This window comes from Massilia sp. W12 (genome assembly GCF_037300705.1).
In the GTDB taxonomy this organism is placed as follows: Bacteria; Pseudomonadota; Gammaproteobacteria; order Burkholderiales; family Burkholderiaceae_D; genus JACPVY01.
Window position 1 is genome coordinate 5,149,623 of sequence record NZ_CP147776.1, and the last position, 21,189, is coordinate 5,170,811.

The 21,189-nt window shown below is 52.1% G+C and carries 15 protein-coding genes and 2 pseudogenes; 11 read left to right on the forward strand and 6 right to left on the reverse strand.

The features are described 5' to 3' along the window. Nucleotides 1-13: 13 nt before the first annotated feature. Nucleotides 14-3,187 (forward strand): CusA/CzcA family heavy metal efflux RND transporter, encoded by a 3,174-nt coding sequence (locus V8J88_RS21000; protein ID WP_338846223.1) that lies wholly within the window; start codon nt 14-16, stop codon nt 3,185-3,187. Nucleotides 3,188-3,234: 47 nt separating this feature from the next. Here V8J88_RS21000 and V8J88_RS21005 read toward each other — a convergent pair whose 3' ends face one another. Genes V8J88_RS21005 through V8J88_RS21015 form a run of 3 tightly spaced genes read right to left on the reverse strand, consistent with a single transcriptional unit; the run spans nt 3,235 to nt 4,950 of the window. Continuing rightward, a complete protein-coding gene (locus V8J88_RS21005; protein ID WP_338846224.1) occupies nt 3,235-3,612 on the reverse strand; it encodes a hypothetical protein in 378 nt (125 codons plus the stop codon). A gap of 25 nt (nt 3,613-3,637) precedes the next feature. Beyond that, complete coding sequence (locus tag V8J88_RS21010) at nt 3,638-4,102, reverse strand: hypothetical protein (RefSeq protein ID WP_338846225.1); 465 nt, start codon at nt 4,100-4,102, stop codon at nt 3,638-3,640. Further along, nucleotides 4,099-4,950 (reverse strand): DUF3289 family protein, encoded by an 852-nt coding sequence (locus tag V8J88_RS21015; protein ID WP_338846226.1) that lies wholly within the window; start codon nt 4,948-4,950, stop codon nt 4,099-4,101. The genes V8J88_RS21010 and V8J88_RS21015 overlap by 4 nt, the downstream gene beginning before the upstream one ends. A 185-nt stretch (nt 4,951-5,135) precedes the next feature. Between V8J88_RS21015 and tssI the strand changes: the two genes are divergently transcribed. The 6 genes and pseudogenes from tssI (at nt 5,136) to V8J88_RS21045 (ending at nt 12,070) form a co-directional block, all read left to right on the forward strand. Beyond that, nucleotides 5,136-7,133, forward strand: coding sequence for a type VI secretion system tip protein TssI/VgrG (gene tssI, locus V8J88_RS21020; protein ID WP_338846227.1), 1,998 nt, complete (start codon nt 5,136-5,138; stop codon nt 7,131-7,133). 9 nt (nt 7,134-7,142) lie between these two features. Next, on the forward strand, nt 7,143-7,709 hold the full coding sequence (locus tag V8J88_RS21025) for a PAAR domain-containing protein (protein ID WP_338846228.1): 567 nt from the start codon (nt 7,143-7,145) through the stop codon (nt 7,707-7,709). Beyond that, nucleotides 7,699-9,558: a hypothetical protein gene (locus V8J88_RS21030; protein ID WP_338846229.1), complete on the forward strand. Its 1,860-nt coding sequence runs from the start codon at nt 7,699-7,701 to the stop codon at nt 9,556-9,558. The genes V8J88_RS21025 and V8J88_RS21030 overlap by 11 nt, the downstream gene beginning before the upstream one ends. After that, nucleotides 9,555-10,031 carry a hypothetical protein gene (locus V8J88_RS21035; protein ID WP_338846231.1) on the forward strand — a complete coding sequence of 159 codons (477 nt, stop codon included), beginning with the start codon at nt 9,555-9,557 and terminating at the stop codon, nt 10,029-10,031. Before V8J88_RS21030 ends, V8J88_RS21035 begins: the two co-directional genes overlap by 4 nt. A gap of 164 nt (nt 10,032-10,195) precedes the next feature. Beyond that, nucleotides 10,196-10,492 carry a hypothetical protein gene (locus V8J88_RS21040; RefSeq protein ID WP_338846232.1) on the forward strand — a complete coding sequence of 99 codons (297 nt, stop codon included), beginning with the start codon at nt 10,196-10,198 and terminating at the stop codon, nt 10,490-10,492. A gap of 40 nt (nt 10,493-10,532) precedes the next feature. Beyond that, nucleotides 10,533-12,070: pseudogene (locus tag V8J88_RS21045) on the forward strand (IS3 family transposase). Nucleotides 12,071-12,344: 274 nt separating this feature from the next. Here V8J88_RS21045 and V8J88_RS21050 read toward each other — a convergent pair. Then, nucleotides 12,345-13,691, reverse strand: a complete 1,347-nt coding sequence (locus V8J88_RS21050; protein ID WP_338844876.1) for an IS5 family transposase — start codon at nt 13,689-13,691, stop codon at nt 12,345-12,347. A gap of 697 nt (nt 13,692-14,388) precedes the next feature. Between V8J88_RS21050 and V8J88_RS21055 the strand changes: the two are divergent. Further along, nucleotides 14,389-15,734 (forward strand): annotated as a pseudogene (locus tag V8J88_RS21055) (IS5 family transposase). A 16-nt stretch (nt 15,735-15,750) separates the two neighbouring features. On the opposite strand, the gene V8J88_RS21060 reads toward V8J88_RS21055, so the two are convergent. After that, nucleotides 15,751-16,197 carry a phage integrase N-terminal SAM-like domain-containing protein gene (locus tag V8J88_RS21060; protein ID WP_338846233.1) on the reverse strand — a complete coding sequence of 149 codons (447 nt, stop codon included), beginning with the start codon at nt 16,195-16,197 and terminating at the stop codon, nt 15,751-15,753. Between the two features lie 404 nt (nt 16,198-16,601). Here V8J88_RS21060 and V8J88_RS21065 point away from each other — a divergent pair, with 404 nt between their 5' ends. Then, nucleotides 16,602-16,949 (forward strand): hypothetical protein, encoded by a 348-nt coding sequence (locus V8J88_RS21065; RefSeq protein ID WP_338846234.1) that lies wholly within the window; start codon nt 16,602-16,604, stop codon nt 16,947-16,949. Between the two features lie 525 nt (nt 16,950-17,474). Here V8J88_RS21065 and V8J88_RS21070 read toward each other — a convergent pair. Then, a protein-coding gene (locus V8J88_RS21070; RefSeq protein WP_338846235.1) for an IS3 family transposase occupies nt 17,475-18,655 on the reverse strand; the annotation gives its coding sequence in 2 pieces (ribosomal slippage) (nt 17,475-18,403 and nt 18,403-18,655; 1,182 coding nt in all). Between the two features lie 659 nt (nt 18,656-19,314). Between V8J88_RS21070 and V8J88_RS21075 the strand changes: the two genes are divergently transcribed. Together V8J88_RS21075 and V8J88_RS21080 are read left to right on the forward strand one after the other, a co-directional pair. After that, the gene (locus V8J88_RS21075; protein ID WP_338846236.1) at nt 19,315-19,878 is read left to right on the forward strand and encodes an exonuclease; all 564 of its coding nucleotides are present in this window, start codon (nt 19,315-19,317) and stop codon (nt 19,876-19,878) included. A gap of 122 nt (nt 19,879-20,000) precedes the next feature. Beyond that, on the forward strand, nt 20,001-21,134 hold the full coding sequence (locus V8J88_RS21080) for a hypothetical protein (RefSeq protein ID WP_338846237.1): 1,134 nt from the start codon (nt 20,001-20,003) through the stop codon (nt 21,132-21,134). Nucleotides 21,135-21,189: the final 55 nt, after the last annotated feature.

Sequence of the window (21,189 nt, forward strand, 5' to 3'; positions counted from 1 at the left end):
AACGGAGCCTCCTATGTTTGATACGCTGATCCAAAGCAGCATCCGCCAGCGCGCGCTGGTGCTGCTGGCTGTGATGGCGCTGGCCATGCTCGGCCTGTTCCACTTTCAACGCCTGCCGCTGGACGCCCTGCCCGATATCACCAATGTGCAAGTGCAAGTCAACACCAGCGCACCCGGTTATGCCCCGCTGGAAGTCGAGCAGCGCATCACCGCGCCGCTGGAAAATCTGCTGGCCGGCCTGCCCGAAGTGCAGCAGACGCGCTCACTCTCGCGCTATGGTCTGTCACAAGTGACGCTGATTTTCGCGGATGGCGCAAATCTGCAATTAGCGCGCCAGCAGATCAATGAGCGCTTGCAGCAGGCCGCCGGCCGCCTGCCGCCCGGCCTCAGTCCCGGCTTAGGCCCGCCCACCAGCGGCTTAGGCGAAATTTATCTGTGGACGCTGCAAGCCGCGCCGCAAGCGCGCAAAGCCGACGGCAGCGCCTACACCTTGAGCGATTTGCGCGACTTGCAAGACCGCGTGCTCAAACCGCAATTGCGCAGCGTGCCGGGCGTGGCGGAGATCAACAGCATGGGCGGCGATGTGCGCGAATACCAGATTGCGCCGCTGCCGGAACGCATGGCGGCGTATGGCGTCAGCTGGCAAGACATCGCCAGCGTGTTAGAGCGCAGCAATCAGCGCCAGGGCGCCGGCTATATTGAAAAACGCGGCGAACAATATCTGGTGCGCACCCCGGGCGCGCTGCGCGATCTGGACGATGTGCGCATGCTCAGCCTGGGTCTGCGCAATGGCGCGCAAGTACGCTTGCGCGATGTGGCCGAAGTCGGGCCGGGGCGTGAACTGCGCACCGGGGCCGCCACCGCCAACGGGGCCGAAGTGGTGCTCGGGGCCGCCTTTATGCAACTCGGCGAAAACAGCCGCAACGTGGCGCAGGCGGTGCATGCGCGCTTGCAGGAAATCAAAGCCGGCCTGCCGCCCGGAGTGCAGGCGCACACCGTGTACCAGCGCACCACGCTGGTGGATAAAGCCATGCAAACCGTGCGCAATAATCTGCTGGAAGGCGCGGCCCTGGTGGTGGCGGTGTTATTTCTCTTCCTCGGCAATTTGCGCGCCGCCTGCATCGTCGCCCTGGTGATTCCGCTGTCGCTGCTGTTTACTTTCAGCGGCATGGCGGCGGGACATGTCAGCGCCAATTTGATGAGTCTGGGCGCGCTCGATTTCGGCATCATTGTGGATGGCGCGGTGGTGATTGTGGAAAACTGCATGCGCCGGCTGGCGCTGGCGCAAGGCGCCAGCGGCGCCGCACTGCCCGTGGCGGAGCGCTTGCGCATTGTGTATGAAGCCGCACGCGAATCCCGCCGCCCGCTGGTGTATGGGCAGCTGATTATCATGCTGGTGTATGTCCCGGTATTCGCTTTCCAGGGAGTCGAAGGCCGCATGTTCCAGCCGATGGCGTTTACCGTGCTGTTTGCGCTGGGGGCCGCCTTGCTGCTGTCGCTGACCTTCATCCCGGCTGCGCTGGCGATTTTTTTGCGCGGCCCGTTGCGCCAGCATGAGCCGCGTCTGCTGCAAGCCGCGCAAAGGCTGTATGCGCGCCTGCTGCCGCGCGCCATGGCCGCGCCGGCTCCACTTCTGTGTCTGGTGTTCTGCCTGATGTTGTGGAGCGGGGTGACAGCCAGCCGGCTGGGCGCGGAATTTGTGCCGAATCTGAACGAAGGCGATTTCGCGCTGCAGGCATTGCGGATTCCGGGCACAGGTTTGGCGCAATCGGTGGCCATGCAAGAGCGTCTGGAGCGCCAACTGCTGGCGCGTTTTCCGGAGATCGAAACGGTGTTTGCGCGCACCGGCTCGGCGGAAATCGCCACCGACCCGATGCCGCCGAATATTTCCGATGTGTATCTGATGCTCAAACCGCAAGCGCAATGGCCGGCCCCGCGCAAAACCCGCGCGCAATTGCTGCAAGCCATGCAGCAGGAAGTGGCGCAGATGGCGGGCGCGAATTATGAATTTTCACAGCCGATTCAATTGCGTTTCAATGAATTGCTGTCCGGCGTGCGCAGCGATCTGGCCTTGAAATTGTATGGCGACGATTTGCAGCAATTGCGCGTGCAGGGTGAGCAATTGGCGGCACGCCTGGCGCAAATTCGCGGCGCGCGGGAAGTGCGCCTGGAGCAAAACGAAGGTTTGCCATCGCTGGATTTGCAAATCGACCGGCAAGCGGCGGCGCGCTATGGCGTGAACCCGGCGGAAGTGCAAAACCTGGTCGCCGCCGCCATCGGCGGGCAAAACATCGGCGCGATTTACGAAGGCGAGCGCCGGGTGGAGATGGTGATGCGCCTGCCTGAACAGATGCGCAATGAGGTCGCCGCCCTGCGCCGCCTGCCGCTGGCCCTGCCGCCGGATAGCGCCGGGGTGACACGCTTCATCGCCTTGTCGGAAGTGGCCGATTTTCAATTCAGCCAAGGCCCGGCGCAAATCAGCCGCGAAAACGGGCGGCGCCGGATTGTGATCAGCATGAATCTGGAACAGCGCGATGTGGCGTCGTTTGTCGCCGAAGCCAAAACCCTGCTGGCGCAACACCAATTGCCGCCGGGCTACAGCATGCGCTGGAGCGGTTCCTTTGAAAATCTGGAAGCCGCCATGCAAAGGCTGTATTTAATCGCCCCGCTCACCCTGCTCTCAGTCTTGCTCTTGCTGTACGCCGTATTTGGCAATCTGCGCGATGGCTTGCTGGTGTTCGCCGGGATTCCCTTCGCCATCTGCGGCGGCATTTTTGCACTGGCTTTGCGCGGCATGCCGTTTTCGATAGCAGCGGCAGTCGGCCTGATTGCGCTATCCGGGGTGGCGGTCTTGAATGGCCTGGTGATGCTGAGCTGTATCCGCCAATTGCGCGAACAGGGCCTGCCCTTGGAGCAAGCGATTTTGCAAGGCGCGCAGCAGCGCTTGCGCCCTATCCTGATGACCGCACTGGTGGCGGCGCTGGGTTTTGTGCCGATGGCCCTGGCCAGCGGGGCCGGCGCGGAAGTGCAGCGCCCCCTGGCCACGGTGGTGATTGGCGGCATCATTTCTTGCACCGCGCTCAGTCTGTTGCTGTTGCCGATGTTTTACCGGCTGGCGTATCGGCGTCACAGCACAGCGCAAGTCAGCGCTGCGCCGGCTGCGTTGAATCTGGCCCCGGTCTCATAAAGCGGCGCCCCGGCAACCTGCGCCGCAAAGCGCAGGTTGCCGGGATGTCATGCTTGCAAATGCAAGCGCCATTCGCGGCAATAGCCCTTGCTGTCTTCACAGAATTCCCAGACCGACAAACCTGCCAGCAAAGCCAGCCAGAGCGTCGCCGCGCAACACAAGATACGCAAAAACGGGCGTGCGCTGTTGCTGCGATAAATAATCAGGCTGAACAGCCAGCTGCCCATCAGCGCGCACAAGCTCAACATCAGGCACAAGCCCTTGAGCGCCACCTCGCCAAATCCAGTCGGGCCATCGCTTCTGATCACAAACACCACTTTCAAAAACGGCATCAAGAGCAATATTTGCAAGAGATTATTGTGCAGCGCATAAAAGGTTTTTTGCCGTTGCGTCAATTGCGGCTGGGGCGGGTTTTCCTGGTGCATGGCGAATGATGGAAAAAAGTGCGCATCAAGACTGTTCTTGAAACAATTCCTGATACGCTTGATGTGCGGGATGAAAAGTATATTCTGGAAGTGAGCCGTTAAGACCATAGGTGACGCTCATCAGCAGTTGTTCATAATGCGATTCAATATCGTCCTTAAAGAAATGATCGCGCCGGTCTTCCTGATAGTCTTTATTCAATTTTTCATGGCTGCGGTAATACTCCCTGATTAAGCTATCACAGTGCTTTTTCTTTACAAGCGCAGTGCCATGCGTTTGCACCAGTTGCTGAAATGCCGCCTTATTTGAGGGCGGCGTTTGCACCACATAATGCTCGGTGCATAAAGTGAAATTACCGCCTTCGCTTCTTGGCAATATCTGTTGAGAATCCAACTGCTGTAAATGAAAAACCTCAGTCGGCCCCGGCGCCGGTTTGGAACAGGCTTGCAGAAAAATAAGGCAGGCAATGCACAGGGATGCATATTGCTTCATGCCAAACTCCCGGCGAAAGGGTAGTCAAATACCGCCTTGGTAATAAATGGCTTATACGCAAAATTGACATAATGCTGCAGGATAAACCAGGCGCGGAAGCCGCCCAAATTGCCATACACCTTGCTGTAATCCACATCCGGCACGTCCAGACCAAAGTGATCAAATAAAGAAATGCGCAACGTGCCGGCATACTCTTTGCCGGACATCCCATAGCCGGTCAATTCAACACGCCAAGCCCAGACATCATTGATGGCAATTGTCAAACCGCCTGCGATATCGGACTTATCATTGAACACCAGCTTGCTTTTAATTTGAAAATCTTCATTGACGACAATTTTATTCGGATCGCCCTGACGCTTTTTTAAAACAGGATGGATTGCAGCCAGCACTTCTTGAGAAAATTTCAGATAACGGTGGTGGCCGGCAATTGCTGTATTCAGTTCTTTGCTGCTGAAATCGCAACCGCTGCTGCCTTGAAAATGGTCAATCATTTTTTGAATATTGATCTGCAAATTCCCCATGGAAAACAGCGATGCCATCTCGCGCAAAGAAGCAAAATATGTCCGTGCGGGCAGATGTTCAATAAAATCCAAGCGAAAATTCCAGCGCAAGGCGCGGATTTGTTCCGCGCTGTAGTCGCCATAGCGCAAATCATCGGCAAGGCCGGTATCGTTGTAATTTCGCCCCGGCTTCTTTTGAGATTGCGCCAGCAACAGCGGCTGCGCCAGGGTGCGCATGTTCAGATACGAGCCGAAACGGCTGATGTCGCCTGGCGTCAACTGTGCTCCTGGAGCCAAGGCGCCAGCACCGCTCAATGGCGAATTGGATAATCCGGGGAAATTGCTCAAAACAGGCTCCTGAAGAAAGCGGGCGAAGCAGCACCGCAGCTGAGGGTTATGGATACTGTATGCTTGCTTGCAAGAATGATACAAGCTGTCATGTTTGGCAGTATCCATCCACCAAAAAATAAATATATGCTAACATTATTTTCCTGTCATACAACATCCATTCTCCCACCATTTCCCTGCACACGATGAACAACAGCGCAACAGAACACATCATCAGCTTGCTCAACGGCGGCGGCAAACGTCTGTTGAAACTGTATTTTCCGCGCGAAGACGGGCCTGACGCCGGCTTGCTGGTCAACCGCTTGGTGGCGGACGAAGGCGTATCGCGCGATTTTTGCTATACCGTCACCTTGTTGTCGGATGACAGTGAAATCGAGCTGAAAGATGTGCTGGGGCGCATGGTCTGCGTCGAATTGCAGTGCGAAGGACGCACGCAACGCTATTTCAATGGCTATTGCTTTGAATTTGAGCGCACCGATGTGCAACAGAACCTGTCGGTGTACAAAATGGTGTTGCGGCCCTGGCTGGCGTTTTTCAAACTGCGCCGCAATCATCATATTTTTCACGACATGACCATTACCGAGCAGAGCAAGGAAATCTTCCTCTACTCCGGCACCGCCAGCCATGATTTTATGATCAAACAAGGCGACCCGAAACGCACTTTTTCCTGCCAATACGGCGAAACCGATTACAACTATCTGCACCGGCGCTGGGAGGAAATGGGTTGGCATTACTGGTATGAACACAGCCTGAACGGGCACCGTTTGATCATCAGCGACAATTCCTGCACCTCGCGCCCGCTGGATGGCAAACTCAAGCTGATGCTGCACCACGACGGCGGCGCCACCAAAGAAGACCGCATCCACAGCTGGGAACCGCAGCGCCAGGCGGTGGCCGGCAAAGTGGAATACGCCAGCTACGACTTTAAAAACCCCGACCCGCAATTAGCGGCGCACAAGAGCACACATGAGCAAGGCGATGTGTTCAAAATTGAAGTCTATGCGTATCAGGGTTTATACGGCTTCAAAGAACGCGAACATGGCGCGCAAATGACGCGTCGGCATATGGAGCAAATCGAATCCGCCGCCAAAAATTTTGAAGGACGCGGCGAGTGCCGCACGATGCAAGCCGGACGCTATTTCCAGCTGGGCATGGCGTATCACACGCCGGGCAATGAGGCTGACATGGAATTTTTCATCACCGATGTGTTCCATGTGGTGGACAATAATTATCTGAACGGCAGTGGCGCGCACGCCACTTACGACAACCGTTTCCGCTGCCTGCGCCGGCGCATTCCCTGGCGCCCGCAGCAGGGTTTCAACAGCGAAGCAGCGCCCGATCCGGGCATGGACACCGCGACCGTGGTCGGCCCCGATGGCGAAGAGATTCACACCGATAAATATGGCCGCATCAAAGTCCAATTTCACTGGGATCGGATTGGTGAATTCAATGAAAAGAGCTGCGCCTGGCTGCGCGTGATGACGCCCTGGGCGCAAAACCAGTTCGGCATCATCGCCCTGCCGCGCGTCGGCAGTGAAGTGGTGGTGCAATTCCTGCAAGGCAATCCCGACCGCCCCCTGGTGCTGGGACAGGTGTACAACGAACGCCATATGCCGCCCTGGGCTTTACCGATGAACCGCACGCAAAGCGGAATTTTAACGCGCTCCAGCAAGGGCGGCACACCGGCCAATGCCAACGCCCTGCGTTTTGAGGACAAAAAGGGGGAAGAGGAAGTCTGGTTGCATGCAGAAAAAAATCAGCGCATCGAAGTTGAACATGACGAATCGCACTGGGTGGGACATGACCGCAGCAAAAAAGTGGATCATGACGAAACCGTGGTGATCAAAAACAACCGGCGCGAAAATGTGGGCAATGATGAAACCATCAACATCAACCACAACCGCACCGAAACCGTGGGCAATAATGAGAGCATTACGGTGGAAAAAGATCGCACCATCGAGATCAAGCAAAACGAGCGCATCACGATTGGCAAAGTACAGATCACGAAAGCTGGCGAACATATGGAATTTGTGTGCGGCGCGGCTAAAATCGTTTTACAAAGCGATGGCGGGATTTATCTGCACGGCACGCATATTGAAATCCAGGGCAGCCAGGCGATTAATGCGGATGGCGGCATGGTCTTCATCAACGACGGCAAATCAAAAGCGCCGCCCAAGGCGTAAGGAGCAGCGATGGGAAAACCGGCAGCCAGAATCGGCGATATGCATGTTCGGCCCGGCGGCGGCGGGCCGATTGTGGAGGGTTGCGTCACGGTGATCATCGCCGGCATGCCAGCCGCGCGCACCGGCGACAAAGCCGTCTGCGCGCCCGGCATGGATGTGGTCGGCCCCGGCGCGCCGGGTGTCATCATCGGCGGCAAAATGGCTGCGCGCATGGGTGATAGCCATGCATGCGGCGGGAAAATTGTCAGCGGTTGCCCCACGGTGATCATCGGCGACAAAGTCGGCGGCGCCGGCGCCGCCCCGGTCACAGTCAAGTTGGCGCAACAATTCAGCCAGCAAGTGGATTTGGCCGACTTCATTGGCATGGATCCGGCGACCGGGCGCGCGATTGAAAACCTGCCGTATGAATTCCGCGATAAAAAGGGGAATGTGTTGTTGAGCGGGGTGACGGATCATGTGGGGGATACGGCACGGGTGTTTACAGAATCCGCTATGGATTTGTATTTATATGTAGGCGAAGGGGAATGGTCTTTGTCTATGGATGGTATGCATGAAAGCGGCGAAGATGACAAATGAAGTAAACCCTAATCAAAAACCAGCTAATAATACTATGCAGGAAGTTGGTAAGGTATCTCCCATGGATACAACGAGCCAGGCCCAAGCTACCAAAGCACAAACCATTGATTCGCCAGTAAAAACAAATGGCGAAGCAGGCCTAGTATCGGCGGATAAAACTGAAACACCAAGTACAGCAACAACCCCACAGAAGTTAGCAGAAACTGAAGCTGTGGACAAAGCCATAGAAAAACAGCCCACAGAGGCCGCAAGTTCAGCAACTCAGCGCACCGCTCCAACCGAGGCACCACCAACAACAATTCAGGATGCCTCTATTGCAAATATTGAGGCTGAAAACTGTTCTACTGGCACATTGGATTTGTATATCCGAGATTATCATAATGATCCGGTACCAAATTTGCAAATTAAAATCTTAATGCAAGGGAAAATTATTTATACCGGCTCGGTAGATAGCAATGGGCGCAGGAAAATTGAGAAAATTCCAATGCATTTTCCATTTGAAATCCGCGTCAAAAAAGACAAAGCAGTTGCTGGCTCTGCGCCGGAGGACTCAGACGGTTATCGCTTTGCTGCGATTGGGAAATTGATGCAAGTACAAGCTACTGCCTGTCTGACAAGCCCAAAGACGCGGTTCGAATTTTTTACAGAGATGCATGCAGGCCCTGCTGGAAAAGCTGAAGAGCATAAAAAGGCCGTAATACAAGCGCATAATCAAAAGCCGGATGCACAACCCGACATAAGTAGAAACTCAGACAAAAAGCCTGAAATTAAGGCTGACCGTAATTCACATGGTCAACCAAAAGGGAAAATAATTGATGGTTTGCAAGATTGGTTTGGCCGAAACAGAAACACAACCGGCAATCCTCATGCAGGATTAAAAGATATTGAGAAAGTGAAACAATTAATTGAATTTGCCGACACTCAATCCGGGTGGGAATATAGCACTGGAATTATTTCTGAGACTTATATACAACAAATGATAAAAGGAAGTTTCAAAACACCAGCAGCTAAAGATAAAAGCAAATCGGCACGTCAATGTAATAAGTATGTAAAAATTGCTTTATGGAGAGCAGGTTATGGGATGGAGACTGAGCCTATTGGCAAAGATGCAAAATACGCTCCGGCGCGAACTATGGGACCAGCTTTAATTTCTGCTGGGTTCACTGATGTTACAAAGCAATTGCTTGATGGTCGTTGGGCAGCTCCTGGTGATATTATCGTTTATGAAAGAATTGGAGCGCCAAATGAGTCAGGTCACATTGACATTCGAACATATGATGGATATCTCAGTGATTTCTTTCAAACATATTTGCCTGTGAAGAGATTTAAGGTTACAGGAATATATCGAAAATATCATGATCCTTTACCAGAAAAGCGAATGCGCGCTTTTTTGAAGGTGATTGCATCCAGAGAAGCCGAAACACTCTTTAAAGCAAGTGGGTATGAAAGTACATTTTATGCCTTACCCATACTTAAAGGCCACAAAGGCCCTCCTCCAAAGTTTGAAAGCTTTGCCACACATCCATTTAAAGAAAATCCCACAACGCGTACTCCTTCGGGAGCATATGGAATTACTCTGAAAACATGGAAGAATTATCTCACTTTCTTAGATCTTGATGAAAATCAGGAAAAATTTACACCATCTGTCCAAGATCGTATTGCAATTACAATTATGGAGCAAGTACAAAATGCATTAGCGCTTGTAAGGATTGGAAAAATTGAACAAGCCGCTAATATCCTTGCGATGAAGCAACAATGGTCATGCCTTCCGGGTGGAGCCGAAACACGTGGTTTTGGCGTTAAAGAAATGATGCAGTCTTACGAACAGTTTTTTGGAGAGATGAAATGAAGAAAATTATTTTATTGCTGCTCATGTTTCATTTTTCGGCCTATGGGCAAACAAAGTCTTTATGTAATTCTAAAGAAAAAAAAGGTCAAGCCATTTTACTTGATCAAACCCGTAAGAGGATTTTACCAGAGTTTACTCTTGGGAAAATAGATGCGACTGGGCTTGACCAAGACTACGTGTATAGCACCAACAAATTCTACCTATTAGTAAAACCATCTCATTATGAATTCTATCCAGATTGTAATCTCGGCATTTGTATGGAAGCAACACGCATAAATAATCCATGCCCAGAGGTGGCTGAGTATGAGGTGAAGGTAGGAATTAATCCTGCTAAATTCAAGACTGGGGCTTTCCTGCAAGAAATCACGATGAATTTCGAGAATTCAAAATCCGATTCACCGGCGAGGCCAAACATACAGTATTCATTTAAACCTAGAATTGAAGGCAGTTTTTTGCGGGATAAGTCAAAATGAAGAAAATATTTACATTTCTCATTTTTTTGCACTCCGAACACAATTTTCATCAATGGTTGACTTTAATTTGAATTATTCCAGGCCGTATAAATATACAATGGCTGATTTTATACAGCGATATGATCAGTTCATGACGGAATTAAAATATTAAGCTTGGAGAAAAAATGAAAAAAACCCTTTTTCTATCACTATTTTTTGGAGCATCTGCTTATGCAGGAAATGCCCCAACATTAGAAGAAGTACGTAAAACCATAATAGGTTTATATCAGATAACTGTATATGAACACGAGTGTAGCACGCTACGTTCAGGAATAAATCCTGAAGCAGCCCGCAAGAAAATTGCTCGCGCCAGCTATGAAGACTTTCCTATTGTAGCACAAGATATGTATGAGTGGCGCGTTAAGGATGACACTTACTGGAAGGCTTTCCCCCCGTGTCAAAATAGTTGTCGCCTCCAGTGATTTGGAGTTCTAATCCATCCCGGGGGCGATGGAACAGACGATAATGAAATACACACAAGAGAAGAAAGAACATGTGCTCAAGCTGATGAGCGCACCACAAAACAAGTCTGTGGCCGAGGTCGCTGAGATAAGCGGCGTGCCAGAGGCTACGCTTTACCTGTGGCGGAAGCAGGCCCGTGAAGCCGGTCGTGTTGTGCCTGGCGACGGACAAAACCCCGAGCAATGGCGTGCTGCGGACAAATTTGCTGCAGTACTGGAAGCGGCGCCGCTGAACGAAGCAGAGCTGGCTGAGTATTGCCGCCGTAAAGGCTTGCTGGTAGCGCAACTGGAGCGCTGGCGCACAGAAATGCACGCTGCGCTTAGCAGCCAGAGCAGTCAAGCCGATGCTGCAGCCCGGGCCAAAGACAAAAAGCGCATCAAGGAGCTGGAAAAGGATTTGCGGCGTAAAGAAAAAGCGCTGGCGGAAACAGCGGCCTTGCTGGTTCTGTCCCGAAAGTACGAGGCGCTGGGGATCGACGGCGAGGACGCATGACTGCGTTGCCCCAGCGCCTTGAAATGATCGCCGATATTCTGCAGGCCCGGAAGGCTGGTGCGCGTTTAGCATTGGCATGCGCCGAACTCGGTCTAAGCGTGCGCACCTTGGAACGTTGGCGTTGTGACGGTGAAATTCGTCCTGACGGCCGACCGGAGGCAGAGCGGCCAGCGCCTGCGCACAAACTGTCTGATGAAGAACGTCAGCGCATCCTGCAACTGTGTCATGAACCGCGCTTTGCCGATTTGCCGCCAGCGCAGATCGTGCCGCGGCTGGCCGACGAGGGAGCGTATGTGGCATCGGAATCGTCGTTCTATCGTGTGCTGAGAAGCGCCGACCAGCAGCATCACCGGGGTCGCAGCAAGGCTCCTGTGGCCAGCGAGCCGGTGCGCCATGTCGCCCATGGCCCCAACCAGGTCTGGAGCTGGGACGTGACGTACCTGCCCAGCCGGGTGCGCGGCCAGTATTTTTATCTGTATGCCGTGCTCGATATTTACAGCCGCAAACTGGTCGCATGGGAAGTCCACGAGCGGGAAAATGGTGAGGAAGCTGCTTTACTGATTGAGCGCGCCTGCTGGCGTGAACAGCGCCGCTGCACGCCATTGGTGCTGCATGCCGATAACGGTGCTGCGCAAACTTCGCACACGCTCAAGAGCAAGTTGGAAATGCTGGGCATCGGCTCCTCGCATAGCCGGCCTGGCGTCTCCGATGACAATGCCCATATCGAAGCGTGGTTCCGCACCTGTAAATATGCGCCCAGCTATCCAGCCAAAGGCTTTGAGAGCATCGCGCAGGCTCGGGATTGGACACTGCAATTTGTGACTTGGTACAACTGCACCCATTTGCACAGCGCCTTGGCCTATGTGACGCCGGAGCAGCGCCATACGGGCGCCGCCAATGCGATCCTGGAGCGCCGACGCGACGTTTATGCCGAAGCCCGGCAACGCCATCCGCTGCGCTGGAAGCGTCATACACGGCCCTGGCTGGCGCCCAATGAGGTCTGGCTTAATCCGCCATCAAAGCTGGACCAGCGCATGGTTGCTTAATCGATTTTTTGCGACAACTACCTTGACACGCTCCGCTTTATTTTCACGCTACTATGCACCCGATGTGGCAATGCAGTATGCGCGGCAGTGCAGTAAAAATTTTCCTGCAAACAGCAAACCGCAGTTGCCGGATGTTCGTTTTCCTGATCATTACGATGAAAATGCCAGCTTTCTCATCAAAGATATTTCTTTTGAAAATATTAAAGAGAGTAAGAGTGGGGTAAATCTAGCAGTCAAGGTATATTTAGTCGGCCCTGAACAATTCAAATTAAGGTCAACAAATGCAATCTGCGGTCAGACAAGGTTTTCCCTCAGGAAATCTGAAGCTGCAAAGAAACGCAAGGAAGGCCAAAAAAAGCCGGAGCTTTCGGAGGATCATGCGCAGATTGTGGCCGCAGCCGCATAACAAAGCATGAAAGGCATCACCATCAGCGCCTTTCAACCAATTTCTGCTCAATCTTCCGTCATTTTTCATATGTCCAATCACCGGTTCAATTGCGCTTCGCCGTCGGATATCCCGCCGAAGTCGCGCTGTGATGTTGCGCTTTAAACGTCGATGGAAGACTTTAACGCCGCTTGGCGCTGTGCCGCCGCGATAGCCCAAATCTGTAAATGCCTCTTTTGGAAGGGTATCTGTCAGGATGGCCGCTTGTTCCAATGCTTCGTATAAAGTATGGCCATCGTATGGGTTGCCGGGCATACTGCGCATCCCCACCACCAAGCCTTCTTTGTGTGTCACCGTAATCGAAACCTTCACACCGAATTCATATGGCTGCCGGGCCTTTCCTTTGGAGATGCATTCAACTTCCGGCGCATGCAGGCTATAAAGTTTATTCTTGTCATTTTTTTGTTGCGTCAGCAGGCGCTTCGCTTTGGCCAGCAAGTCGCTGGCTTTCTGCTTCACGCTCTCAGACTTGTTGGCGAGCTTGCGCTCCACATCCCGATAAACGCGCCCCACCAGCGTCTTGAGCTTCTTTAAACTGCCGCGCATGCGTTTGAACTGCTTGGCGTGAGCATAACGCGCTACTTGCCCGGCTAATTTTGGCGCCTCACGGTTATAGTTTTGCCGCAAATCCAACTTTTCCTCAATGGCAAATTTGACCAGATGCTGCCTGGCGCGCTCCAGCAATTTTGCGTCGGTTGGCCACGTAATCGCTTTTTCTTGCACTGTGCTATCAACGATCACCTTCTCAAAGCTTTTTTGTTCCACCACCTTGGCTTTTTCTGCTGCTTTGATTGTCTGCGTCAGCATCCATTCCAGACCTTTTTCTCCAATCCGTTTGCGCCAACGCGTCAGCGAACTGGGGTCAATTGGCGGGTGATGTTGAAACCAAATTTCCCCGCAAAACAATTGCCAATATGGATTCTCAACCCATCCCCACACAACATCTTCGTCAGATAACGCAAATGTGTGTTGCAGATACAAAAGGCCTGCGATCAGGCGCGTAGAAGTTGCTGGTCTGCCTCGCGATGACGGGAAATGCGTCGTCCATTCCCTCTCGAACACGCTCCAATCCATCAAATCGGCCAACTTCACCAATGGATGTTTGGGGTTGACCAACTCATCAAGCCTTTGTCGGAACATATCCGCGCTTACTGTCCCCGTCGGTTTCGGCCCCATTTGCCCCTCCGCTTTTTGCCGGAAATGAATTCTATTTTAATCATTTCTTGCAATTCTGCGGTCTCCATTCCTCAATTTTTTTCAATAAAATCAGGAGGTTGGGAATTGTTCAGGGGAGACTATTTAAGCAATGCAAAAAAATTTACCCTAGACTGGGAATTGCGTAAGTATAATGATGGATGGAAGGTATTTAATATCATTGAGACGAAGCCTGCGGCAAGTCGGAATGAATTGTATATTTCACGTTCGCTGCAAGAGGAAATGGGAAATTTCAGGAAGAAATAGATGTTCTACGAGCGCACGTGTGATGATTCAAGTCTCTAAGAGACTGTTTGAAAAATCAAAAGTGAGCCAAATTCCGATAATTTTCTTCCAGGAGTTTGGTGTGCCGCGAGAGGGAAAGCACGAAAATAATGCTAAATAACCTTCAAGATGCATATTTCATTTTCATCCCCCCCAATCTCATGCCTAAAATGTTTCCCGGGAGTTATTAAACAGTCTCTGACAATATAGGTGATTTTGGGGCATCATTTTTCATCAATGGCAATTGATGCCTAAAATCTATTGAGTTTACAAAGTCTCCCCTGAACAATTCCCAACCTCCTGATTTTATTGAAAAAAATTGAGGAATGGAGACCGCAGAATTGCAAGAAATGATTAAAATAGAATTCATTTCCGGCAAAAAGCGGAGGGGCAAATGGGGCCGAAACCGACGGGGACAGTAAGCGCGGATATGTTCCGACAAAGGCTTGATGAGTTGGTCAACCCCAAACATCCATTGGCGAAGTTGCCGATTTGATGGAGTGGAGCGTGTTCGAGAGGGAATGGGCGACGCATTTCCCGTCATCGCGAGGCAGACCAGCAACCTCTACGCGCCTGATCGCAGGCCTTTTGTATCTGCAACACACATTTGCGTTATCTGACGAAGATGTTGTGTGGGGATGGGTTGAGAATCCATATTGGCAATTGTTTTGCGGGGAAATTTGGTTTCAACATCACCCGCCAATAGACCCCAGTTCGCTGACGCGTTGGCGCAAACGGATTGGAGAAAAAGGTCTGGAATGGATGCTGACGCAGACAATCAAAGCAGCAGAAAAAGCCAAGGTGGTGGAACAAAAAAGCTTTGAGAAGGTGATCGTTGATAGCACAGTGCAAGAAAAAGCGATTACGTGGCCAACCGACGCAAAATTGCTGGAGCGCGCCAGGCAGCATCTGGTCAAATTTGCCATTGAGGAAAAGTTGGATTTGCGGCAAAACTATAACCGTGAGGCGCCAAAATTAGCCGGGCAAGTAGCGCGTTATGCTCACGCCAAGCAGTTCAAACGCATGCGCGGCAGTTTAAAGAAGCTCAAGACGCTGGTGGGGCGCGTTTATCGGGATGTGGAGCGCAAGCTCGCCAACAAGTCTGAGAGCGTGAAGCAGAAAGCCAGCGACTTGCTGGCCAAAGCGAAGCGCCTGCTGACGCAACAAAAAAATGACAAGAATAAACTTTATAGCCTGCATGCGCCGGAAGTTGAATGCATCTCCAAAGGAAAGGCCCGGCAGCCATATGAATTCGGTGTGAAGGTTTCGATTACGGTGACACACAAAGAAGGCTTGGTGGTGGGGATGCGCAGTATGCCCGGCAACCCATACGATGGCCATACTTTATACGAAGCATTGGAACAAGCGGCCATCCTGACAGATACCCTTCCAAAAGAGGCATTTACAGATTTGGGCTATCGCGGCGGCACAGCGCCAAGCGGCGTTAAAGTCTTCCATCGACGTTTAAAGCGCAACATCACAGCGCGACTTCGGCGGGATATCCGACGGCGAAGCGCAATTGAACCGGTGATTGGACATATGAAAAATGACGGAAGATTGAGCAGAAATTGGTTGAAAGGCGCTGATGGTGATGCCTTTCATGCTTTGTTATGCGGCTGCGGCCACAATCTGCGCATGATCCTCCGAAAGCTCCGGCTTTTTTTGGCCTTCCTTGCGTTTCTTTGCAGCTTCAGATTTCCTGAGGGAAAACCTTGTCTGACCGCAGATTGCATTTGTTGACCTTAATTTGAATTGTTCAGGGCCGACTCATTACTCGCATTCTGGTTCCATATAGCAAGCGGGCCAGCAAGCCATAGAGATCGTGCATTTTTTCCAAAACGGCTAGCACTTCGCGCTCGCTCAGCACCACCGGCAAGCGCGCCGGACGTTTGGCGCGCACCACGCCCTCCATCCACGGCAAATCTTGCTCCAGCACTTCCCGATATAAGAAGAGCAAAGCGGACAAAGCCTGGTTTTGGGTTGAAGCCGCAACATTGCCTTCAAGCGCCAAGTGACTCAAGAATGCCTCCACCTCAGCGCCACCCATGTCCTTAGGGTGGCGCTTGCCGTGAAATAAAATAAATCGCCGCACCCAATGCACGTATTGAGTTTCGGTGCGTATACTATAGTGCCGCAAACGTATCTTTGCCCGTAGTTGATCCAGTAGTCTGGGTGGTGTAGTTGGAGGTGTTATATCTGACATTTTGCATTTTATGTGGTTGATTTGAGTGGATTCATTTGTTAATATACACTTAATTAAAACTGTGTATACACCTTAGCAGGTGTATACTTAACGTTGGTCGAGATAAACACCTCGGTTGCAAAACCGAGACATACATAGGCTAAAAGTGGCGATGTATAAAGTGCAAAAAACATGCTAAAAAGCGAAGCTTGAGCAGAGCGGATGTATAACGCAAGCGTTGATACACACGCCCAGCCCAAACTTCGAAAAAGAGCATGAATTGGAGTGAATTTGGGGGCGCGACGTAAAATGATGACAAATCGAATTGCCGGTGTTTTTCACGCCCAACCCGTCGTTCGAGCACACTCGCCGCACGTGGTGCGGCAAGGTGCTCAACTCCAACGTTAGACGCAGAGTTGCAAAGCATGCCTACTGGAATAGACCTGCTGATATCAGCTTTCGCAAAGTTCCTTGACGCCGGATTTGGTACGGATATGGCGAAGTATGGGCTGTTCGGTTTCTGCTTTGAGCCAGGAGCCCTGCCGACTACCAGCCATGTCGAGCGTGCTTCGGCTTCGGCGGCAATATGGCAACAAAAGATGGGAGGGCGTCCAAATCCTTACAAGGACGTCTTGTCATTCTTCGAGGAAGGTGGTCAGCTCGGTCGTTGGGAGAACAACATCCTCGATGTGTTCTTGGCGAGCGGAGAGAGGTTTGGTGTACCGCTGCAGACGTTCGTCCAACTTGTTTCTAACTATTCGCTAAAGTGTTAGGTGCCTTGAAATGGCCGTGGTCCACCAATGCGAGATGTATCCCGACGAATCGGCCTGGGATGCCATCTATAACGCTATCGAAGAAGGTCGACGGCCTCCTTGGCCGTCGATGAACTTCCACCTCCAAGCTCAGGACACGTCTTTGCCAGGTTGGAGTGCGCTGTTGCAACTTGTCGAGGATGCTGCCCATGATCGTCGAGAGACGTTCTCACCAAAGAAGGCATTGGGGCCGGAACTCTGGGGCCAGGTGATCACGCTGCCTGCTTCCATCGCGTCGCTGAAGCACGTGAGGAAGCTCGATCTATACCGAAGTAGCCTACTCCGGCTCCCGCCGGAGATCGGTAGTATGGAGAACTTGGAGGAATTCGTCCCATACACCTCCTATGGACTCCATTGGTTTCCCTATGAAATCACAAAGTGCAAGCAGCTCCGGGCGAGCACTGTGAGCACAAGGGCACTCTATGGAAACTACAAATACAGGCAACCTGACGTTCCCTCGATATTTCGTCTGCCATCAGATGAATTTTATGCAGCCAGCTTTTCCTGATTTTGCTCACGCTGCCAGCGGTCAAGATACTGAAACGGCGATTGATAGCCCAGAGTTGAATGCTGACGGGTTCGATTATAAAAGACTTCAATATATTCAAAGCTGGCAGCCTTCATTTCAGCATGGCTGGCATAACGCACGCCATGGTATCGCTCATTCTTGAAACTGTTAAACCAGCTCTCGGTCGGTGCGTTGTCCCAGCAGTTTCCTTTGCGACTCATCGAGCACGTCATGCCGTATTCCTTGAGTTTGTCCTGAAAGGCTTGGCTGGCGTATTGGCTGCCGCGATCAGAATGATGCATAACGCCCGCGTCCGGTCGACGGCGAAACCACGCCATCGTCAAAGCGTCAGTCACAATGTCGCTGGTCATGCGCGGCTTGAGCGACCAGCCGATCACCTCCCGATTGAACAGATCCAGCACAATCGCCAGATACAGCCAGCCTTCGTCAGTCCACAAATAGGTGATGTCCGACGTCCAGACCTGGTTAGGGGCTGCCGGAGTGAAATTGCGAGCCAACAGGTTGGCAGCAACCGGCAAACTATGCCTGGAATCCGTGGTGACCTTGTAGCGCCGCTTATGGCGGGCACGGATACCATTGTTTCGCATGAGACGTTCGACGCGTTCTTTGCCAGCGCTGAAGCCTCGTTTGCGCAGTTCTCGCACGATGCGCGGGCTGCCGTAAGCCCCTTTGAGTTCGGCATGAATGGCGCGTATCACTGCAAGCATTTGTGCATCCTTCAAGCGCTTACGCTCAGGCGTGCCGCCACGCTTCCACGCCCGATAGCCGCTGATGCTGACGTCGAGAACGGCGCACATTTCTGTCAGCGCATAGCTCTTGATTTGTCCATCCATCCAGGCGTACTTCACAGGACATCCTTCGCGAAGTACGCCGCTGCTTTTTTTATGATTTCATTCTCCCGCTTCAACCGGACGTTTTCTGCGCGCAGTCTGGAAAGTTCCATCGCTTCCGGCGTCACCACTTTGCCGCCAGCGCCTTTGAGTTTTCCTTCTGCTGCCGCCTTGATCCAATTTCGCAGCGTCTGGTCGCCCAGCCCCAGCTCCCTAACCACGACCGCCACCGATTCACCATCTTGGACGCGTTTGACCGCCAGTTCTTTGAACTCGGTCGTGTATGCTTGTTTCGGTATTTTTTTCATTTCCTGTCTTTCTCAAGTAACGTTATTTTACGTCACCTGTGGCAGACTAAATTTCAGGGGAAGCTCAACCCTTTCCCTCTCTTGAGCCGCCTGTAGTCGAGCTCGTCTCCGGGCATTGCAGCATTTGTGGCGAGCCATTCGATCCAAGCAAAGTCGAGCAACGTTGGATCTCACTCCCGGTCGCTACGGATGTGCTCCCACTGCTTGTCAATGCGTGTTCTATTGCCTGCTTGGCCCAGCTGCCAACTCCAGCAGCAGGCTACGTTGCATGCTCACACAGGGGTGGGTCTTCATTGCAGCAGCCGCCCGTAGAGCCATGAGCAATCCGCAGGCACCTAACCCCTCCGTCAAGGGGGCCTGCCTGCGGCAGGACCCTTACGTCGAACGTTAGGCGTCAAGTCGCTGTTCGCCGTATTGTTCTGGTATATTTCAGCTCTTACCTGCGCCAAAGCCCGTCGCCATTGCTGGCTTGGCATCACGCAGTGCAAGGTTTTTTATTTCCGTCAGCTTTATTTTGCGAGGACGCTTTGGCTGGTTTTCAATTCACGAAGGCTGTTGCCTCATCAAGCAGCCTAACCCATCGTTGCAGCGGATCGCCTGCGGCGCCCGCTGAACTCACACGTTAGGCACTCTTTTCATCGCAAGAACAAACATAGCCCATGTCTGAAATTTACATCAGCACCGACGTTGAAACTGATGGCCCAATACCTGGGCCTCATTCGATGTTGAGCTTTGGTTCTGCTGCTTACACGGCAGACAAAAAATTAGTTTCCACTTTCGAGGCAAACCTAGAAACGCTCCCTGAGGCATCGCCTCATCCGAAAACAGCCGAGTGGTGGGCTACTCAGCCAGAGGCATGGGAAGCCTGTCGAAAGGACACAGTTTCCCCAAGTGACGCTATGAATCGTTACGTCGAATGGCTTAAGTCCTTGCCTGGGCGCCCTGTATTTGTCGCATACCCTGCTGGGTTCGATTTCCTGTTTGTGTATTGGTATCTCATCCGCTTTACGGGAGAAAGTCCGTTTAGTCATTCCGCCCTCGATATGAAGTCATTTGCAATGGCTTTGCTCAAAACAGACTATCGAGAAAGTACAAAGCGAAATATGCCTAAGCATTGGTTCGACAAGCTGCCCCACACTCACGTGGCGCTCGACGATGCTATTGAGCAAGGCGCTCTCTTTTGCAACATGCTGAAAGAAAATCGCGGGGGTGGCCATGTCTAACCCTGCAGTCAAGCGGACCGCCACAAGCTGCGCTTGTGGTTCCCTCCGCGCTACGCGCTCCGGCGTCCGCTTACTTCCACGTTAGGCACACCAGCCGGCACATAGATAACTGAGAGATTCACATGGCAAAAACAACCATAACGATTGGCTCGCGTGCACAGGCAGAAACGCTGTTCACATACCCAAACGATGGACACGAGGCCCAATCTCTTGAGGAGACCATCAAGCACTACGTGTCCGACAGTCTTGACCGTGAGGCTGTCGGCTCTTTTGCTGTCGCTGTTCACATCAAGAACGAAACGGTCACGCTAGAAATCGAGCACATCAGTGCTGACATCATTAGTGCAATTTCCAAACGGTATCGAAAGTTCTTTCAGCTTGGTGCTTCTGGTCATGAAGCTGTTCAAGAGTTTCAAAAGACCGGTAAGTGGAGTGAATCATGGAAATTCCTGCTTCCACTTGGCTTGCCGCTCGAATATGCGAAGGCTGTCGAAATAATGGATTTCCCTCCACTTTCTTTGATAAAAAAACAGGATTACCTCAACTCCAAGACGACAAATCGTTGGTGGGAATTGCTTACGCTCAATGGAGTGCCAAAAGAAGAGCTCGCACGCTATTCATGTATCGTTGATATCGTTCCGGTGGCCGCACCCGCAAGCGATGGCAAGAATCTTGACCAATCTGGCATTTATGAAGGTCCATTCGACAGCTATTCAATCCCACTGCTTGAGCTTTTCTCCGATCAATCTGGCAGTAGCGACCGCCGACCTCTAATTGCTCTTGGGCTGCCGATTAGAAAGTGGATAGAACGCCTATGGGGCACAAGCCTAAATATTCTTGACGTTGCAACAATTAAGATATTTGGAACAGAGAATTCATCTGTTATTGCTTCAAACCACCCAAGTTTCTTTTTTTATGCAGCATCCGCTTACAAAGGAACTCCGGATGCTGACAGAAAGAACCTCGCTGCAGGACTTGCTGTCATGAAGCAAGATATCGTCGCCGCTGCATGGCACGCAGAGATTGGACGAAACCCACAGTCCGATCCAACAGCAACTTTGGCTCAGGTTCGCAACAAATGGGCCAATAGAGAATCGGAACTCCTAGAGCTAGTACGCAAACAGGCCGGCATTCCAAAGCCCCTGGCGATAGAGCTAGAAATCGCCGAACTCCGTGACTTCGAGCCAACCCCCGAAGAACTTCAAAGACTTGAGATGGAGTTTCACGAAGGTATTGGAGTTTCTAATGCAGAGTAGGTTGTGCCTAACAAATCGTTCCAGCGGACTGCCTCTGGCAGCCGCTGAACTCAAA

Bases quoted from the DNA above. Each gene is read 5' to 3' on its own strand.
- V8J88_RS21060 (WP_338846233.1), bottom strand. From the start codon at position 16,197: ATGTCAGATATAACACCTCCAACTACACCACCCAGACTACTGGATCAA.
- V8J88_RS21030 (WP_338846229.1), top strand. From the start codon at position 7,699: ATGACAAATGAAGTAAACCCTAATCAAAAACCAGCTAATAATACTATG.
- V8J88_RS21075 (WP_338846236.1), top strand. From the start codon at position 19,315: ATGTCTGAAATTTACATCAGCACCGACGTTGAAACTGATGGCCCAATA.
- V8J88_RS21035 (WP_338846231.1), top strand. From the start codon at position 9,555: ATGAAGAAAATTATTTTATTGCTGCTCATGTTTCATTTTTCGGCCTAT.
- V8J88_RS21025 (WP_338846228.1), top strand. From the start codon at position 7,143: ATGGGAAAACCGGCAGCCAGAATCGGCGATATGCATGTTCGGCCCGGC.
- V8J88_RS21040 (WP_338846232.1), top strand. From the start codon at position 10,196: ATGAAAAAAACCCTTTTTCTATCACTATTTTTTGGAGCATCTGCTTAT.
- V8J88_RS21010 (WP_338846225.1), bottom strand. From the start codon at position 4,102: ATGAAGCAATATGCATCCCTGTGCATTGCCTGCCTTATTTTTCTGCAA.
- tssI (WP_338846227.1), top strand. From the start codon at position 5,136: ATGAACAACAGCGCAACAGAACACATCATCAGCTTGCTCAACGGCGGC.
- V8J88_RS21005 (WP_338846224.1), bottom strand. From the start codon at position 3,612: ATGCACCAGGAAAACCCGCCCCAGCCGCAATTGACGCAACGGCAAAAA.
- V8J88_RS21065 (WP_338846234.1), top strand. From the start codon at position 16,602: ATGCCTACTGGAATAGACCTGCTGATATCAGCTTTCGCAAAGTTCCTT.
- V8J88_RS21000 (WP_338846223.1), top strand. From the start codon at position 14: ATGTTTGATACGCTGATCCAAAGCAGCATCCGCCAGCGCGCGCTGGTG.
- V8J88_RS21050 (WP_338844876.1), bottom strand. From the start codon at position 13,691: ATGGGGCCGAAACCGACGGGGACAGTAAGCGCGGATATGTTCCGACAA.
- V8J88_RS21080 (WP_338846237.1), top strand. From the start codon at position 20,001: ATGGCAAAAACAACCATAACGATTGGCTCGCGTGCACAGGCAGAAACG.